The sequence below is a fragment of the Neorhizobium sp. 05N33 genome (assembly GCF_056397445.1).
On sequence record NZ_JBFTNK010000001.1, the window covers coordinates 866911 to 883467 of the forward strand.

A 16557-nucleotide genomic window follows, 5' to 3' on the forward strand; every position below is an offset into this window, starting at 1 on the left:
GCGAAAATGGCGGTGGAAGCATCGACGCGGCAGGACACGCATACGGAATCCGCGGACGGCGAGATGCCTGTCCCGGCCATGTTCCGGAACCTGATCGGCTATCATCTGAGGGTGGCGCAGGAGACGTCCTTCCAGGCCTTTGCCAGGGCGGCCGGCAAGGCGGATCTGAAGCCCGGGTGGTATGCGCTTCTGACAGTGCTTGCCGAACGGGAAAGCATGACCCCGTCGGAGCTCAGCCGCATCTGCGGCCGCGACCGCTCGACGCTCACCTCCAGCCTCAAGGCATTGTCCCATCGCGGACTGATCGAACGGCAGTCGAACCCCGACGACCAACGCAGCTATAGCGTCAGGCTCACCGAAAATGGCCGCCGCATGCAGGAGCAGCTGCACGCGATCGCAGTCGTCTACAATCGGCGTCTTGACGAGATCGCTGGCAAGGACAAGGCGGTTCTGATCGACGTACTCGGCCGGATCGCCGCGACATTCGGCATGCCCCAGGATTGTTGAAGATAGCATATTTCAGTTGCGCGGCCTGCCGCGATGGTTCTGGCCGGCGGGTCGCTCCGCCGGCCTTTCTCTATCAGGGCATCTGTCCTCAGAGGATATGCGTGCCGCCGAGGTTCTGCACCGCGCGGCGGGTCATGACGGCGACGAGATGGGCGCGGTAGTCGGCCGGCGCGTGCATGTCGCCCATCATCCGCGACGGGTCCATCGTCAGCCCATCCAGCGCTTCGGCCGAAAAGTTCCCGGTCAGCAACGCCTCGGCCTCGGTCCAGCGGAACACCCCCTCGTTGCCGGCGCCGGTGATCGCCACGCGGATATGGCCGTCGCGATGTTTGGCCACGAAGGAAGCAGCCATCGCATAGCGAGAGGCCGGGTTGCGGAATTTTGCGTAGCCGGCGATTTCCGGGGTCTTGAACTCGACGCGGACGAGAATTTCACCGGGTTCCAATGCGGTCGTGTAGAGGCCCTGGAAATAGTCCTCGGCAGGGATTTCGCGGCGGTCCGTATGGACGATCGCATCAAGCGACAGCACGGCGGCCGGATAGTCGGCTGCCGGGTCGTTATTGGCGGTCGAGCCACCGATCGTGCCCATGTGGCGCACCTGAACGTCGCCGATCGAACCCGCAAGGCCTGCAAGCGCCGGGATGGCGGCCTTGATTTCCTTGGAAGCGGCGACGACGGCATGTTTGGTCGCCGAGCCGATGATCACCTTGTCAGCGGTGACTTCAATCCCCGACAGCTCCGGAATGTTGCGCACGTCGATCAGGTGCGCGGGCGCGGCAAGCCGGCTCTTCAGCGTCGGGATCAGCGTGTGCCCGCCGGAGAGATAGGAGGGCTCGTCGGAATTCGTGTAGAGATCGACGGCCTCGGCCAGCGTCTTCGGCTTGTGGTAGGTCGTTGCGTACATGGCGTGATCCTCCCCGCTTATTCGGCCGCGACGGCATGCGCCGCGCGGTGCTTCTCGGCGGCATCCAGCACTGCCTTGACGATGTTGTGGTAGCCGGTGCAGCGGCAGATATTGCCTTCGAGCTCGTGGCGCACGGTATATTCGTCGAGCATGCCGTCATGGCGGCGGATCATGTCCACCGAGGCCATGATCATGCCCGGCGTGCAATAACCGCATTGCAAGCCGTGATGTTCGCGGAAAGCCTGCTGCACGTCATGCAGCTTGCCGCCTTCGGCCAGCCCCTCGATCGTCGTCACCTTCGAACCGTCGGCGGCGACGGCAAGCACCGTACAGCTCTTCACGGCCACGCCATCGAGATGGATGGTACAGGCGCCGCACTGGGTGGTGTCGCAGCCGACATGGGTGCCGGTGAGGCCAAGATGCTCGCGGATGAACTGCACGAGCAGCGTCCGGTCTTCGACGTCGCGCGTCTGCGGCGTGCCGTTGACGGTGATAGTGATGCGGGACATGAGCCCCTCCTGTTAAAAATCGGGCGGCGAGAGCCGCGATGGCAATGACAGCGACGGCGGTGCCGGCGGCGATATAGGACATACGGCTGAGAGGCCGCACGGCCGTTGCCGCAGGCGCGACAGACGGTCCGGCAGCTTCGGGAGCCGCAGGGGAAATAGGTGCCGATGGTGCAGCTGACATGACTGGCGCGGCAACAGCCGCCGTCGCAATAGCCTCCGCTAATCCGGCATCGGCCACATGATCAACCATCACGGCACGCATCGCAAGCTTTTCGAAGAACGCGTCGGCGAGTTTTTTGCGTGGAATCAATCAGCAGCGAGGCCGCGGCCGAACACATGCGAGCAATCGACGATCGCCGCATTGCGCCCATCGGAAAGTGGCGCTAAGGCGTCGCGATAGATTGTTCAGGGAAAAGTCCCATGCGCCGCATCATCATCGCCATCACCGGAGCTTCCGGTGTCGTTTATGGCGTTCGCGCCCTGCAGCTTTTGAGGCAAGTCGAGGATATCGAGACCCATGCGGTGATCTCGCCCTCTGCTTTTCGCACCGCGATCGACGAAATCGACATGAGTGCCGACGAGATCAAGAGCCTGGCCGACGTGCTCTACAATCACAAGGATATCGGCGCTGCGCTCTCCTCCGGCTCGTTCCGCACTGCCGGCATGCTTGTCGCACCCTGTTCGGTGAAGACGCTGAGTGGCATCGCCAACTGCTACAATGACGAGCTGATCGTGCGCGCGGCCGACGTCTGTCTGAAGGAACGCCGGCGCGTCGTGCTGTTGTTTCGCGAAACGCCGCTGCATGCCGGCCATATCGCGTTGATGGACCAGGCGACCCGCAACGGCGCAATCGTGATGCCGCCGGTGCCGGCCTTCTATTCGAAGCCCCAGTCCTTGGATGAAATGGTGACCCAGACCGTCGGCCGGGCGCTCGATCTCCTCGATATCCACCTGCCGATGGTCAAGCGCTGGAAGGACGGCCCGGGTTCACCCGGCCAGCACTGATCTTGTGCTCCGGATGTCGGCTCTAAAGAGCAGCGAGCGCATTTTCGATGACCGCAAGCGCCGTGGCGGTCGTCTCATCCGGCTCCGTTCCCCGGAAAAACCTCACGACGTTTCTGAGATTGCCAGCTGCATCGCCCGTTGAACCATCGGCCGCCATCAGCGCCTGTCCTTCGGCCTCCAGCACCGCCAATTCGATCTTTTCCGAGCTGAGTTCGACACCCTTCACGCCGTTGCGCAGGGTTTCCGTTTCTTTGGTGGGTGCCGGATGCGGCCCGCTCTTCAACCGCCGGCGCACAGCGCGGAGCGGCTTCACCACCTCATTGCGCCAGTCGGCGACGAGGCCGTCGATACGGACAATCTCTGTGGCCGAAAGCGCCGCGGAATTCATCGTGAGCCAGGCGGAGAACAACAGCACCGGCACGTCGACGCCGCTTTCGTCCTGAAGCAGCAGGCAGGCTTCGCCGACACCGGGCGTACCATAAAGCCGCAATGCGAAATCCCAAAGTCCCTGCCCGATATCCGTAGTCATGCAGCCTCTCGATCGCCTTGGCACGGCTTATCAGTTTGGCTGCGAGCCAGGCAAGCTTCGCCTCAGGCGGCGCGGCGACGCCGCCCGGCCTGGGGCGAGCCGACGCCGAGCTGGAACTGGCCGACCATCTGGCGCAGCTTCGAAGCCTCGTCGGCGAGACCGGAACTCGCTGCCGTCGTCTCCTCGACCATGGCAGCATTCTGCTGGGTCATCTGGTCCATCTGGTTGACGGCCGAATTGATCTCCGAAAGCCCGGTCGACTGCTCACGGGCCGAGCGGGCGATATCGTCCACATGGCCGTTGATGGTGACGATATAGCCCTCGATCGACTTCAGCGATTCACCCGCATCGCGGACATATTTCACGCCATGGCCGACTTCGACTGTCGAGTTCTGGATCAGCGCCTTGATCTCCTTGGCAGCGTTCGCCGACCTCTGCGCGAGTTCTCGGACTTCCTGTGCGACGACCGCAAAGCCCTTGCCAGCCTCACCCGCGCGCGCTGCCTCGACGCCGGCATTCAGCGCCAAAAGGTTGGTCTGGAAGGCGATCTCGTCGATGACGCCGATAATGTTGGAGATCTGGCTGGAACTTTCCTCGATGCGGCGCATCGCCTCGACGGCATTGGCCACAACTTCGCCGGAACGGGCGGCGGACGAATTGGCTTCCGCAGCGATCTGGCGCGTCTCGTCGACTTTCTTGGACGCGGAACTGACATTCGCGGTAATCTGATCAAGTGCGGCGGCCGTCTCTTCGAGTGAAGCGGCCTGCTGCTCCGAGCGGCGCGACAGGTCGGATGCGGACTGGCTGATTTCCTGGGTTCCCCCGTCGATTGCCTCGGCGCTGCCGGCAATCTGCGCCAGCGTGCTGGCGAGCTGGGCGATCGAGGTATTGAAATCGTGGCGCAGAGCCTCGAAATCCGCCGAGAAAGCTTCGTCGAGCTGGAAGGAAAGATCGCCTGCGGCGAGCCGGCGCAGGCCGCCGCCAAGGCCTGATGTCGCGACGCGGAGCCTCTGGGATGCGTCAGTTTCGGCTTGTTCCTGCGCGGCGATGCGCTCGGCTTCCGACCGGTTGCGGGCTTCGATGGCCTCGTCTTCCAGCCGTTTGTTGTCGAGCGCCGCCTGACGGAAGATCTCGACTGCCGCCGCCATCCCGCCGATCTCGTCCCTGCGGTCCATGCCGAAAATGGTCAGCGTCAGTTCGCCGCCGGCGAGGCGCCGCATGCAATCCTGCAGGCGCTGCAGCGGCCCGACGACGCCCGACAGCACGACCCGGATCGAGAAGCCGACCACGATCAGCGAGATGACGCCGATCACGGTCATCCAGACGAAGAGGCTGACCTTGTCCTTCAGCGCGTCCTCGAAACTCTTATGCGCGACGTCGAGCTGCAGCTTGGTCAAGGCGTTCAGCGGTTCGGCAAGCGGCTCGATCGCCGGGTAGAGTCGCTTCGTCACATAGATATCCAGGGCCGTCTGATCACGCTTGCCCATGATCGTCAGAAGCTCGCCGACCGCCTTGGTGGTTTCGGTATGAGCGCCGAGGTAACGCTGAACAAGACTTTTTTCCTGATCGGTCAGGTAGGTTGCCTGGTAGGCCGCCCATTCGCGGTCGGCGGTGACAAGCGCTGCCCGGACGGTCTGTTCGCCCAGTTCCCAGCTGAATGCGCCGCTGCGCGTCTTGTGGGCGGTGTCCACGATGGTGACCGCATAGGCGTCGGAGACCATCTTGATCTGCGCCATGGGCTCGATTCGATCTTCTACGATCACGCGGGTGCGGGCCGAAAGCGTGTCCATTCCGATGAATGCGGCAGTCGTCGTCGCAGCCAGTGCAAGCGCAAGGCCGACGACGCTGGCGACAAGCTTGAATTTAATGGTCATTGGAAAGATCCATTGCTGCATTTGAGGTCATGGCCAAATCCTGTTGGCCCGCTATGGTTAAGGATTGCGGAAAATGCTGAGGATATGTTTAACAGCACTACCAGAGATGGCATCGTTGCGTCTTTTCGCTCGGGACCGAGGCCGCGTTTGACGAGAGACAGGCGGCGACGGTTCGGGAGCCGGCATGAGGGAGATGAGTTATGAAACTTGCGCATGTCGCGCTTTGGACACCGGAACTCGACAGGCTCGTCGCGTTCTTCGAAGACATGTTCGGCGCCACCGCCAGCCCGCTCTATGAGAGCCGTCGGCGCGCCGGCTTCTCCTCGAAATTCCTCACTCTTTCCGAAGGTGCGACGATCGAGATCATGACCGGTCCGTGGATTGCGCCGGAAGCGCCGCGGGAGCGCGCCGGTTACGCACATATGGCAATTTCGCTCGGCAGCCGAAAGGCGGTCGACGAGATGGCCGCCAGGGCGGCAGTGATGGGCATCCTCGTCTCCCCGGCCCGCATGACCGGAGACGGGTTCTACGAGGCGGTGATCTCGGATCCCGACGGCAATCCGGTCGAGATCACGGAGTAGGGCGCGCAAGCCTGGCCGGTTCAGCCTTGAAAAGTCCAGGGATTGAGGCAGGGCACGCCAAGCGGCTCGAAATCCGAGATGTTACGGGTGACGACGGTCAGCCCGTGATGCAACGCTGTCGCGGCGATCATTGCATCCGGTGACGGCCGCTTGTTCGGGGTGGGGAGGGTGCCGGTGCGAAGAGCAATCGCCGTGTCGAAGGGAAGAATGCGGTCGCTGAAATCGACAAGCAGATGGGATCGGAGCCATCGCGCCAGGTTGGCCGCGAATTCAGGATCCTTTTTGCTTTCCTGCTGGATCCCGAATTGCACCTCCATGACGGTGACAGCCGAGATAAAGGCGTCGTTCATGGGAAATGTTTCCATGAAGTTCTGAAACTCGGCCGCCTGCTTCTTCAAACGTCGTGCTGCCGAGACGACATTGGTATCCAGCAGGAATGGCATCAGAATTCGATCTCGCGATTCTCGAAACTGAGCCGCGGAGGGTCAAAATCCTGGTCCGAGCCGTTAGGATCATACAGTGCCTCGGCAAGACTCTTCGGCTTCTTCCAGTTGGCCTCGAATTCCTCGTAGCTGACAAGCACATGCGTCGGCTTGCCGTGATCGGTGATGACCAACGGATTTTCGTTTGCCGCCTGGCGGGCCTTGCTCGGGTTCTGGTTGAAGGAGGCGCTGGTCATGTAGGAAAGGGTCATTACGACCTCCGGAGCATCTCTAGTATCTTTCTTCGAAAATATACTAGAATTGCCCGTCCTTCAATGCAGATGCCGTCAGCCCTTGCCCAGCGACCTGACATTGCCGGCAAGTTCCGTTGCTAGCCTTAGAGCCGCGCCGGTCGCGATCACCATGGACGGCAGGATCAGCCATTCGAGCGTCCAGGCCGCACCTGAGCGTTCCTGCTCATGCACCATCGATTGCTGTATGCCGGAAAGCTGTACCGCGTTGAAACGTGCGAGCGATACCAGCACCTCGGCAGCAACCGGGTTCTGCTTGTGGGCCATGGCGGAGGAGCCGCCGCCGCCAGCGAGCTCCATTTCGCCGCCCATCAGCGCGAGCAGCGCCACGTCTTGGCCGAGCTTGCCGAGCGAGCCGGAAATCATCGTGAGGATGTTTGCGAATTCCGCCAGCCGGTCGCGTTGGCTCTGCCATTGCGGCACGTCGGTCAGAAACAGTTCCCAGGCCAGCGCCTTGCGCACCTCGGCGGCCTTGTCCCCGAGCTTTTCGAGGCTGCCCGCAGCGCCGCCGAACTGCACGGCAAAACCGGTCTCGGAAAACCTGTCGAGCCGCTGGTGATGCCGGGTCAACGGTTCTTTCCAGGCGCGGATACGGTCCGAAACGGTGATCGGGATTGCCGCCTGCATGCGGGTATGGCCCATCAGCCTCCGGCTGCCGAATGTCTGGTCGATGTCATTGAAAACCTTCTCGAGGGCGGCGAGCCGCTCGATGAACAGAGAGCAGGCCTGCTTCAGGCGGATCATGAGCGCCGTGTCGATGACGTCCTGGCTGGTCGCGCCGAAATGCACGTGCTTGGCGGCCTCGCCGCCACCCGCCTGCTGATTGACGGCATCGCGAAGCTGCTTGACGAGTTCGGCGACAACGACGCCGTCGCGCGCGGTGCCGTTTCGCAGCCCGGCCATGTCCGGCTCAAATGTCTGCAAGGCTGCGGCAATGCGCTCCGCAGCCTCGGCGGGGATGACGCCGCAGGACGCCTCAGCCTTGGCAAGGCCCGTTTCGAAGGCCAGCATGGCGTCGATCTCGGCTTTCACCGAAAACAGCTGTCCGGTCTCGTCGTCACCGACGAGACCGGACAGGAATGGATGCTCGAAAGCCGAGACGCTCATATCTACTCCCGGGGCGAACCCTGATTCTTCGATCTCAGATATCGAAGAATATGGTTTCGTTTTCGCCCTGAAGATAGATGTTGAAGGTGACGGTATTACCGTCACGCTTGCCGATCAAGGTGGGAACCCGAACGCGGTGCTCGATGCGCGACAGGATAGGATCCGCCGCATTGGCCTCTTCCTCGTCGGAGAAGTACATGCGGGTGTTGAGGCCGAGATTGATGCCGCGGGCGACGACCCAGAAGGTGACGTGCGGTGCCATCGGGCGGCCGTCGCGGAACGGTACCTTGCCAGGCTTGATCGTTTCGAAGGCGAATTCGCCGGTCGCCATGTCGCCCGGCTGACGGGCCCAGCCGAAGAAGTTCGGATCGGCCTTGCCGCGGGTTTCCGACGGGCTGTTGTAATAGCCGTCGGCGTCCGCCTGCCAGATCTCGATCATCGCATCCTTGAGCGGGGTCATCGTGCCGTCATAGATGAAACCGCGGATGGTGATGCGTTCGCCGCGCGTCTGGTCGTTGACCATCGGGCCGGAGCCGAGATCGGTGTCGTAGACTCCGGTAATACCGGAAAAGTTCGGCGTGCAGCCGATATGGACATACGGACCCGCGGTCTGCGAAGCGGATTCCTTGAAATAGGTGAGCGGCTGGACCATCTCAGTTGCCCTCTTTACGGTTCTCGAAGAATGTCGAGCGACGGCCGCGCAGGACGATATCGAATTTGTAGGCCCGCATGTCGTGCGGGATGGTGTTCTGCATGTCGAGCGCGGCAATCAGCCCCTTGATCGCGTTCTCGTCCGGTATGGTCTTCACGATCGGACAAATCCAGATCATCGGGTCGCCCTCGAAATACATCTGGGTGATCAGGCGCTGGGCAAAACCATGGCCGAAAACCGAGAAGTGGATATGCGCCGGGCGCCAGTCGTTGACGCCGTTCGGCCACGGATAGGGGCCGGGCTTGATGGTCTTGAACGCATAGCCACCGTCCTCGTCGGTGATCGTGCGGCCGAAGCCGCCGAAATTCGGGTCGAGCGGAGCGAGATAGGTTTCCTTCTTGTGGCGGTATCGGCCGCCGGCATTGGCCTGCCAGAATTCCACCAGCGCGCCCGGAACGCCGCGGCCACGCTCGTCGATGACGCGGCCGTAGACCAGGATGCGTTCGCCAAGCGCCATCTCGCCGGGCTTCGCATAGTTGACGATCAGGTCGTTATCGAACTCGCCGAGGATGTTGTGGCCGAAGACCGGGCCGGTGATCTCGCTCTTGGTGCCTTCGAGCGAAATCAGCGCGCGCTGCGGCGAGCGCAGCACCGAAGTCTTGTAGCCCGGCGTGAAGGCCGGCGGATGCCATTCCCTGTCACGGGCGAAAAAGGGTGTGGTTTCTGGGGGTGTGTTCTTCATTTTTGCTCTCCCGCGGCCTTGTCCGCGTCCATTTCGGCATAAGTGGCTTTGGCGATCTTGAAGGCATGATTGGCGGCCGGTACGCCGGCATAGATTGCCACATGCATCAGGGCTTCGCAGATATCGTCCTTTGTCGCACCCGTATTGGCGGTTGCGCGGATATGCATGGCGACTTCGTCGTGATGGCCGAGTGCGGCGAGAAGCGCGATCGTCACCATCGAGCGCTCGCGCTTCGTCCAGTTCGGGCGCGACCAGACCGTGCCCCAGGCGCCTTCGGTGATCATTTCCTGGAACGGTCCGTCGAACGGTGTCTGGTTTGCCAGGGCGCGGTCCACATGGGCGTCGCCCAGCACCGCGCGGCGGGTCTTCATGCCCTGAGCGTAACGTTCCGATGGCGCGGCAGGATCGGCCATGTCTAGTCCTCGAGTTGTTCGATGAAGCCGCGGATCAGCGCGGCATGGGCGGCGGGTGCCTCAACGCAGGGAATATGCGCCGCACCCTCGATGATTTCGTAACGCGCGCCGGGGATCAGGTCTGCAAACGACCTGACGAGTTCGGGCGGTGTCGAGCCGTCTTCGCGGCCGACGATGCAGAGCACGGGCACCGCGATTCTTTTGGCGGCCTCGGTGAAATCCGCATCGCGGATCGCGGCGCAGGTGCCGCTGTAACCGGAGGTCGGCTGGCGCACCAGCATGTTGCAATAGGCCTGGTAGGCGGCATTGTCCGGCTTGCGGAACGGTGCGGTGAACCAGCGCTCCATGATCGCGTCGAGGATGCTGCCGATGCCGTTCTGCTCGACGGCGGCAATGCGCGCCGCCCAGCTTTCGGCCGTACCGATCTTGTGCGCGGTGTCGGAGAAGATCAGCGCTTTCACGAGGTCCGGCCGGGTGGCATACAGACTTTGCGCAATCAGCCCGCCGACCGAAAGGCCGCAGACGATGACCTGGCTGAGCTGCAGGTGGTCGAGCAGGCCGGAGAGATCGGCCGCGTGGTCGGCGATCGAATAGGGCGGATTGCCAAGGCCGGACAGCCCGTGGCCGCGCTTGTCATAGGTGAGGATCGTATAATCTTCGGCAAGCTTCGGCAGTTCGTGATGCCAGATGCGACTGTCGGTTCCGAGCGAATTGATGAACACGATGACGGGCTTTCCGTCACCTGCGCGCTGGATGTCGTAATGGATCACAATGTCGTTGATGTGTACAAACTGCATCAGCGCCTCCTCTCGCTTTGATAGATTGCACTAGTTTCTGGTTAGGTAAAATGATATTTCAGCATGATCCCCTAACCGCAGGGTTATTTGATCTTGATCAACTCCCGAGTCAAGTTTCGGCACTTGCATACATTTGTCGAGGTCGCGCGCCAAAAAAGCGTGGTCAAGGCAGCCGAAATTCTGCATGTCAGCCAGCCGGCCGTCACCAAGACCATCCGCGAGCTCGAGGAGGCGCTGGGCGTCGCCGTGTTCGAGCGCGAAGGCCGCGGCATCCGCATCACCCGCTACGGCGAGGTTTTTCTGCGCCATGCGGGCGCGGCGCTGACGGCCCTCCGCCAAGGCATCGATTCCGTCTCGCAGGAACTGTTCGATTCCGCACCCCCGGTCCGCATCGGTGCGCTCCCAACCGTCTCCACACGGGTGATGCCGCTCGCCATGACACTCTTCCTCGCCGAGAAGACCGGCAGCCGAGTTAAGATCGTGACGGGAGATAATGCCGTTTTGATGGAACAGCTTCGGGTCGGCGATCTCGATCTGGTGGTCGGCCGGCTCGCCTTGCCGGAAAAAATGACCGGCCTCTCCTTCGAACATCTTTACTCGGAACAGGTGGTGTTCGCCGTCCGCACCGGACACCACCTGCTCGACGGCAAGCGATCGATCTTCGAAGGGTTTGCCGACTATCCGGTGCTGATGCCGACGCGCGGCTCGATCATCCGGCCGTCGGTCGAACAGTTCCTGATCGCCAATGGCGTGGCCAGCCTGCCGACCCAGGTGGAGACCGTCTCCGACGCTTTCGGCCGTGCCTTCGTACGGTCGAGCGATGCGATCTGGATCATCTCCGCCGGAGTGGTCACAGCCGACATCGAGGACGGGGTTCTGGCGACGCTGCCGATCGATACGAGCGAGACCCGCGGCCCGGTCGGCCTCACCATTCGTGCCGATGCAAATCCCTCCACGCCGCTCTCGATCCTGATGCAGACCATCCGGCAGGCCGCCGCAGAGATCATGCCGGCGCGGTAATGCCCGGCTCTATCTTCATCACGTCGTCGCCGCAAAACAGGATGATGTAATGGCCGCGCGCCTGCGCAGCCTCGGCCCAATCGTTGAGATCGGAACGATACGGCGCCTGTTTCCAGACATCCGGATGGTCCGGATCGACCAGTACCGTCAGTTGCGCGCCCTGCTCATAGACGAGCATCTTCGATGTCAGCGGCTGCCAAACCTCTGGAACACCCGGGTCCGTCATCCACAGACAGAGGAAATCGCGGCAAAGCTGAGGCCGGTCGGTATAGATTGCGCAGCCCTGCCCCTCCGTACAGTGCCGGCACCAGGCGTCCGGCGGCTTGTCCAGCGCCGAGATTTCGGGAAGCCGGCAGCAGAGCGTGCAGGTGCCGCAGGATCGCGCCGCTGTCTTCTGTTCAAGCCTTTCCAAGATCTCGCCGCCTTAACCGTCAAAAGAATGCCCGGCCGAACGACCGGTCGGACCAGCGATTATACGTTGCGGTTCCTGCGCGCAAACAGTTGCCGAGGATTCAGGTCGGTCGCAGCTCGGGAAACGTGCGGCGCAATTCGTCCATCGAGGCTAGCACCGCGTCATCGGCGCGCAGCGTCACCGAGATATTGTCGGCGACGTTGAGCGTCTCCTCGAAATGCACCGGCATTTCGGCGCCGCCTTGGCGCACCAGCGTGGCCTCCGTGCGAAAGCCGTGCTTCAGCAGCCAGTCGCGCGGGGCGCTGAGGCTCACCGCCACATGGAACGCGCCGTCATCCTCTTTTCTGGCCTTCAATTTGTAAGTCACGGGTGACCTGTCGCCGCCGATGTCGATCTGGCCTGGGTAACCGGCTTCTTTCAGATGTTCAGGCATGCTTTTCGCTCCTTCGTTTTGGTGAGCCCATGGGACAACCGACACTCGCTCGCTTTGTTCCGCGCCAAAGGGGCGGCGCGATCAAGCCCGGTTGACGGTTGTTGACGAGCGTGATCGAAAGAGCGCGAGTGACGGAGAAGTGGAGGAAAAGCGATGAGGGACCGGGAACTGCTGGAGGCGCTGTTCAAGGCTGCCGTGAAGGCCGCCGATCCGCTGACCGGCATCATAAAACACCTGCCCGCCCCGCCTCCGAACGGCCGCACCGTTGTCGTTGGCGCCGGCAAGGGTGCGGCCCAGATGGCGGCGGCACTCGAAAGCGTGTGGACCGGGCCGCTGACCGGCGTGGTCGTGACCCGATACGGTTATGGCTGTGAAACGAAGTCGATCGAGATACTCGAGGCCTCGCATCCGGTGCCGGATGCGGCGGGCCTCGCCGGCGCAAAACGGCTGGTCGAGACAATTTCCGGCCTCTCCGAAAACGACCTCGTCATCGCGCTCGTCTGCGGCGGCGGTTCCGCCCTGCTGCCTGCCCCACCCGAAGGGCTGACGCTGGAAGACGAGATCGCCCTGAACGAGACGCTGCTTGCCTCGGGAGCGCCGATCTCGGCCATGAATGTCGTTCGCAAACATCTCTCCACCATCAAGGGCGGCCGGCTTGCGGCGGCGACCAGAGCCCGTGTCGTCAGCCTGATCGTCTCGGATATTCCCGGCGACAATCCGGCCTTCGTCGCCTCCGGTCCGACCATTCCGGATACCACGACGCGTCACGATGCACTGGCGATCGTCGAGCAGTACAAGCTGGAACTGCCGGCTGCGATGATCGTTCATCTGAATTCGCCGGCTGCCGACGCGCCGGAACCGGACGATCCCATCTTTGCTCGCCATGATCATTTCGTCATTGCCTCGGCCGGTGTCTCGCTGGAGGCGGCCGCCGAAGTCGCCCGCGCCCATGGGGTGACGCCTTATATCCTCTCCGATTCCGTCGAAGGCGAAGCGCGTGATGTGGCGCTGGTGCATGCGGCGCTTGCCCGCGAGGTGTCGCTCCGCGACCGGCCGTTCGCAAAACCGGCGGTCCTGCTGTCCGGTGGGGAGACGACGGTGACGATGCGCGCGAAGGGCGGTCGGGGCGGCCGCAACGGCGAATTCGCGCTGGCCTTGGCGCTGGCGATCGACGGGCATGAGATCACCGCACTGGCCGCCGACACGGACGGTATCGACGGATCGGAAACCAATGCCGGCGCTTTTGTCGACGGCACGACGGCGAGGCGATTGCGGGCTGGCGGCCTGGATGGCCGCAAATTGCTCGACCGGAACGACAGTTTTTCAGGGTTTTCGGCGATTGGCGACGTGTTCGATACCGGGCCGACCGGGACCAATGTCAACGATTTCCGGGCGATCGTGGTACGGTAGCGGCATCAATCTCTTCTCTCTCAAGCTGGGGAGAAGAGGTCACTGCAGCTGCGGCTTCCGCAAGAAATCGTTCCGGTCCGCCGACTTCACCCTGAGCCAGGCCTCCCGTCCATCGCGCAGGATGCGCATCGGGATTTCGGCACCCGGAGGCCCGCTGTCCCAGATCTTGCGGTAGAAATCCGCAAGCCCGTCGACCTCACCGTCGCGAATCTCCGAAATCACGTCGCCCCGCTTCAGGCCCGCCTGGGCCGCCGGTCCGTTTTCGGTGACGCTCATGACCACCACTTCGCCGTTGCTTTCCGCCGACATGGCGCCGAGCCAGGGGCGTGGCGGGCGGTTGAACTCGCCGCGATTGAGGAGATCGTCGAGGATCGGCTTCAGGAGGTTGATCGGGACCACCATGTTGATGTCGGCGATCTCTCCGCCCTTGCTCATCTGTAGGCGCAGCGATCCGACGCCGAGCAGCTTGCCTTCCGTATCGATCAGCGCCGCGCCGCCCCAGGACGGATGGGCGGGCGCGATGAAGATCGCCTCGTCCAGAAGATATTCCCAATATCCAGCGAATTCCTGCTTGGCGACGATATTGCCGCGCACATATTCTCCCTCCCCATCGGCGAAGACAACGGGATCGCCGAGCGTTGCTGTGGCGGAATCGCCGATCTGGAGCGCCGGCAGATCGAGCGGGGCCATGGCCTGCACCAGGCCGAAGCCGCTTTCCTGATCGTAGGCGAGCGCATGGGCCGGCACGACGCGGCCGTCCTGGCGCGTCAGCCAGACGTCTTCGGCTTCGGTGATCAGGTAACCGATCGTCAGGACCAACCCGTTTTCGCGGATCACCACGCCGCTACCTTCCCGGCGGGTGCCGAGAGTATTGGCCGTAAAGGCGTTGTCCGGGATTGAAGCACGCACGGCCACGACCGACCGTAAACTTTTCTCGAGATCCATGATGCAAATCCTGATGAGGCAATACGCGGTCCGGAACCCCGCAAGGGTCTGCAAAGGCTAACCATACCGTTTCTTTAAGGTATGAATGTGAACGGCGTGGAGCAAGAGGCCGGAGAGAACTCATGCTCGCGAAATGCTCTACCTCATTTTAGCCCCTCCCCCGTTTCCGGGGAAGGGAATGCGCTTTTAAAACCTCAGCCCGCCGGCGTCAGCGTCACCGAGGTGCCGGTGGCGGCGACGTTGAGGCCGAGCTGGCCCGTGACGCTCACCGTCTGCAGATGGATGGAGCCGGCGGTGCCGCCAACGAGGAGGTTGGCGCCGATGCCGGCACCGACGGTGGCCTCGGCGGTGGCGCCCTGGTAGAGGCCACCGAGCGAACCGTGGTGATAACCGGCGGTCGGGGCAAAGACCGCCCAGATCAGCCGCGAGCGTGTGGTGAAGCCGAGATCGACTCCCATCTTGCGCACTGTGCCGGTATAGCGGTCGAGGGGTTCGCTGCCGATTGCCGTTGTAAAGACGCAGTCGGCTTCCTTGGCGGAGCCGAGCACGTAACCGACGCCGCCGCCGATCGAGCAATCGAGATAGCCGATGCGTACCCCGCCGCGCTGATCCGGCTCTTCATAAACCGGAACGCGGTCCCGGCGGGTGATCAAATCGGCGGAAAAGGCGGCTCCGGCGCTGGTTACGACCGGCAGAGCGGCGAGCGCCACGGCAACAATCTTCTTCATCCCTGTACTCCTTGTAATTCTTCAGCCGCCCTTGCTGAGACTCATGCAAGCGGGTCAGGCAGCGTTGGAGAACGCATGTGGCGGAAGAATGATCCAACGCGGCCGCACACGATTTGTCACCGAATTGTTCCAAGCGTGAGATGACGCGTGAGATGACCTTGCGCACCGGCATTTCCGGAACCGCGACTTGCGCCGGTTGCGCCCAGGCGGTGAAGGGCATCAACGGCTGATAACTTCGCTATCTCGAAGGCGGATTCCTGCGCCGGACGTCCTCAATGGCATCTGCACTCTGGACTGCTGGCACGGGGCGCTATTTTCCTCATTGTCGGCGGGTTCTTCATCTATGCCCGCCTTCGCTGTCGATCCGAACCAGGCTGGCGGCAATCGGACTTTTCGCCTTCCGACTCTGCGGATCGATCGAGGCCCGGTATCGGATCGTATAGTCGGTCATGAACGGAAATTGAACAGGGAGCTTGGATGGCATTCCATCAGCGCGTGACACGAAAAGTGGTCGAAAGAGTCATGACTTTCGAGCCGATCGGCCTGATGATGGTCGCCTTTCTGGCAGGCGGGCTTTTCGTCTTCTTCAGGCTGACCGACGAGGTGCTGGAGGGCGAAACGCATGCCTTCGACGAAAAGATCCTGCTCGCCTTGCGCGACGCCACGGATCTTGCGACGCCACTCGGCCCCTACTGGCTCAATCACGCGATGGGGGATATCACGGCGCTCGGCGGCGTCACCGTGCTGACCCTGATGACGGTGATGGGAACCGTCTTCCTCATCCTGTTGCGGCAAAGGGCGATCGCTCTCTTCATGTTCCTGTCGATCGCCGGCGGCTGGCTTTTGAGTTCCTTGCTGAAGCTCGGCGTGGCGCGTCCGCGGCCGGATATCGTGCCGCATCTGGTCGAAGTCAGCGACCTCAGTTTTCCGAGCGGCCATGCAATGCTGTCTGCCGTCACCTACCTGACGCTCGGAGCGCTGCTGTCGCGCGCCCAGTCTTACCGCTCGACGCGCATCTTCCTGATCAGTGCGGCGATCTTCCTGACGTTCATCATCGGTTTCAGCCGGGTCTATCTCGGCGTCCATTACCCGACCGACGTCCTCGGCGGCTGGTGCGCCGGCGCGACCTGGGCGCTGGCGTGCTGGATGATCGCGCGACGCTACATTTCGGCGGTACCGGAGTAGTCCGGCGAATTGGACACCTTTGGCTGTCTATGCGCCCCCGCGACACGGGATGGTATCGAGGCGCAATAAAT

General features: G+C 62.5%; 21 protein-coding genes. 6 read left to right on the plus strand and 15 right to left on the minus strand.

The window, feature by feature from the left end; genetic code table 11:
• Nucleotides 1-6 precede the first annotated feature (6 nt).
• Complete coding sequence (locus AC1DLT_RS04035; RefSeq protein ID WP_477485951.1) at nt 7-507, plus strand: MarR family winged helix-turn-helix transcriptional regulator; 501 nt, start codon at nt 7-9, stop codon at nt 505-507.
• An 88-nt stretch (nt 508-595) separates the two neighbouring features.
• Here the strand turns inward: AC1DLT_RS04035 and AC1DLT_RS04040 are convergent, their stop codons facing one another.
• Together AC1DLT_RS04040 and AC1DLT_RS04045 are read right to left on the minus strand one after the other, a co-directional pair.
• Nucleotides 596-1411, minus strand: coding sequence for an FAD binding domain-containing protein (locus AC1DLT_RS04040; RefSeq protein WP_477485952.1), 816 nt, complete (start codon nt 1409-1411; stop codon nt 596-598).
• Nucleotides 1412-1428: 17 nt separating this feature from the next.
• Nucleotides 1429-1920 carry a (2Fe-2S)-binding protein gene (locus AC1DLT_RS04045; protein ID WP_477485953.1) on the minus strand — a complete coding sequence of 164 codons (492 nt, stop codon included), beginning with the start codon at nt 1918-1920 and terminating at the stop codon, nt 1429-1431.
• Between the two features lie 420 nt (nt 1921-2340).
• Here AC1DLT_RS04045 and AC1DLT_RS04050 point away from each other — a divergent pair, with 420 nt between their 5' ends.
• Nucleotides 2341-2925 (plus strand): UbiX family flavin prenyltransferase, encoded by a 585-nt coding sequence (locus AC1DLT_RS04050; protein ID WP_477485954.1) that lies wholly within the window; start codon nt 2341-2343, stop codon nt 2923-2925.
• A gap of 22 nt (nt 2926-2947) precedes the next feature.
• On the opposite strand, the gene AC1DLT_RS04055 is transcribed toward AC1DLT_RS04050, so the two are convergent.
• Nucleotides 2948-3454, minus strand: a complete 507-nt coding sequence (locus tag AC1DLT_RS04055) for a TIGR02444 family protein (protein WP_477485955.1) — start codon at nt 3452-3454, stop codon at nt 2948-2950.
• Between the two features lie 62 nt (nt 3455-3516).
• On the minus strand, nt 3517-5328 hold the full coding sequence (locus AC1DLT_RS04060) for a methyl-accepting chemotaxis protein (protein WP_477485956.1): 1812 nt from the start codon (nt 5326-5328) through the stop codon (nt 3517-3519).
• Between the two features lie 200 nt (nt 5329-5528).
• Here AC1DLT_RS04060 and AC1DLT_RS04065 point away from each other — a divergent pair, with 200 nt between their 5' ends.
• A complete protein-coding gene (locus AC1DLT_RS04065; RefSeq protein ID WP_477485957.1) occupies nt 5529-5909 on the plus strand; it encodes a VOC family protein in 381 nt (126 codons plus the stop codon).
• A 20-nt stretch (nt 5910-5929) separates the two neighbouring features.
• Here AC1DLT_RS04065 and AC1DLT_RS04070 read toward each other — a convergent pair whose 3' ends face one another.
• The 7 genes from AC1DLT_RS04070 to pcaD form a co-directional block, all read right to left on the minus strand.
• Nucleotides 5930-6352 carry a PIN domain-containing protein gene (locus AC1DLT_RS04070; RefSeq protein WP_477481652.1) on the minus strand — a complete coding sequence of 141 codons (423 nt, stop codon included), beginning with the start codon at nt 6350-6352 and terminating at the stop codon, nt 5930-5932.
• On the minus strand, nt 6352-6603 hold the full coding sequence (locus tag AC1DLT_RS04075; RefSeq protein WP_040123919.1) for a type II toxin-antitoxin system Phd/YefM family antitoxin: 252 nt from the start codon (nt 6601-6603) through the stop codon (nt 6352-6354). Before AC1DLT_RS04075 ends, AC1DLT_RS04070 begins: the two co-directional genes overlap by 1 nt.
• Before the next feature lie 75 nt (nt 6604-6678).
• Nucleotides 6679-7749, minus strand: a complete 1071-nt coding sequence (locus AC1DLT_RS04080; RefSeq protein ID WP_477485958.1) for a 3-carboxy-cis,cis-muconate cycloisomerase — start codon at nt 7747-7749, stop codon at nt 6679-6681.
• Nucleotides 7750-7783: 34 nt separating this feature from the next.
• Entirely contained in the window at nt 7784-8401 is a 618-nt protein-coding gene (pcaG, locus tag AC1DLT_RS04085; RefSeq protein WP_477485959.1) for a protocatechuate 3,4-dioxygenase subunit alpha, read from the minus strand.
• A gap of 1 nt (nt 8402) precedes the next feature.
• The gene (gene pcaH, locus AC1DLT_RS04090) at nt 8403-9143 is read right to left on the minus strand and encodes a protocatechuate 3,4-dioxygenase subunit beta (protein ID WP_024163715.1); all 741 of its coding nucleotides are present in this window, start codon (nt 9141-9143) and stop codon (nt 8403-8405) included.
• A complete protein-coding gene (gene pcaC / locus AC1DLT_RS04095; protein ID WP_040123922.1) occupies nt 9140-9556 on the minus strand; it encodes a 4-carboxymuconolactone decarboxylase in 417 nt (138 codons plus the stop codon). The genes pcaH and pcaC overlap by 4 nt, the downstream gene beginning before the upstream one ends.
• Nucleotides 9557-9558: 2 nt before the next feature.
• A complete protein-coding gene (gene pcaD / locus AC1DLT_RS04100; protein ID WP_477481656.1) occupies nt 9559-10353 on the minus strand; it encodes a 3-oxoadipate enol-lactonase in 795 nt (264 codons plus the stop codon).
• A 93-nt stretch (nt 10354-10446) separates the two neighbouring features.
• On the opposite strand from pcaD, the gene pcaQ reads away from it, so the two are divergent.
• Nucleotides 10447-11373 (plus strand): pca operon transcription factor PcaQ, encoded by a 927-nt coding sequence (gene pcaQ / locus AC1DLT_RS04105; RefSeq protein ID WP_477485960.1) that lies wholly within the window; start codon nt 10447-10449, stop codon nt 11371-11373.
• Here the strand turns inward: pcaQ and AC1DLT_RS04110 are convergent.
• Together AC1DLT_RS04110 and AC1DLT_RS04115 are read right to left on the minus strand one after the other, a co-directional pair.
• The gene (locus AC1DLT_RS04110; RefSeq protein WP_477485961.1) at nt 11357-11785 is read right to left on the minus strand and encodes a hypothetical protein; all 429 of its coding nucleotides are present in this window, start codon (nt 11783-11785) and stop codon (nt 11357-11359) included. The genes pcaQ and AC1DLT_RS04110 overlap by 17 nt on opposite strands.
• A 100-nt stretch (nt 11786-11885) precedes the next feature.
• On the minus strand, nt 11886-12218 hold the full coding sequence (locus tag AC1DLT_RS04115; protein WP_040123925.1) for a hypothetical protein: 333 nt from the start codon (nt 12216-12218) through the stop codon (nt 11886-11888).
• 153 nt (nt 12219-12371) lie between these two features.
• On the opposite strand from AC1DLT_RS04115, the gene AC1DLT_RS04120 reads away from it, so the two are divergent.
• Nucleotides 12372-13628, plus strand: coding sequence for a glycerate kinase type-2 family protein (locus AC1DLT_RS04120; RefSeq protein ID WP_477485962.1), 1257 nt, complete (start codon nt 12372-12374; stop codon nt 13626-13628).
• A 39-nt stretch (nt 13629-13667) separates the two neighbouring features.
• Here the strand turns inward: AC1DLT_RS04120 and AC1DLT_RS04125 are convergent, their stop codons facing one another.
• Together AC1DLT_RS04125 and AC1DLT_RS04130 are read right to left on the minus strand one after the other, a co-directional pair.
• On the minus strand, nt 13668-14573 hold the full coding sequence (locus AC1DLT_RS04125) for a S1C family serine protease (protein WP_040123927.1): 906 nt from the start codon (nt 14571-14573) through the stop codon (nt 13668-13670).
• Between the two features lie 194 nt (nt 14574-14767).
• A complete protein-coding gene (locus AC1DLT_RS04130) occupies nt 14768-15301 on the minus strand; it encodes a DUF992 domain-containing protein (protein WP_040123928.1) in 534 nt (177 codons plus the stop codon).
• Between the two features lie 477 nt (nt 15302-15778).
• Here AC1DLT_RS04130 and AC1DLT_RS04135 point away from each other — a divergent pair, with 477 nt between their 5' ends.
• A complete protein-coding gene (locus tag AC1DLT_RS04135; protein ID WP_477485963.1) occupies nt 15779-16486 on the plus strand; it encodes a phosphatase PAP2 family protein in 708 nt (235 codons plus the stop codon).
• Nucleotides 16487-16557: the final 71 nt, after the last annotated feature.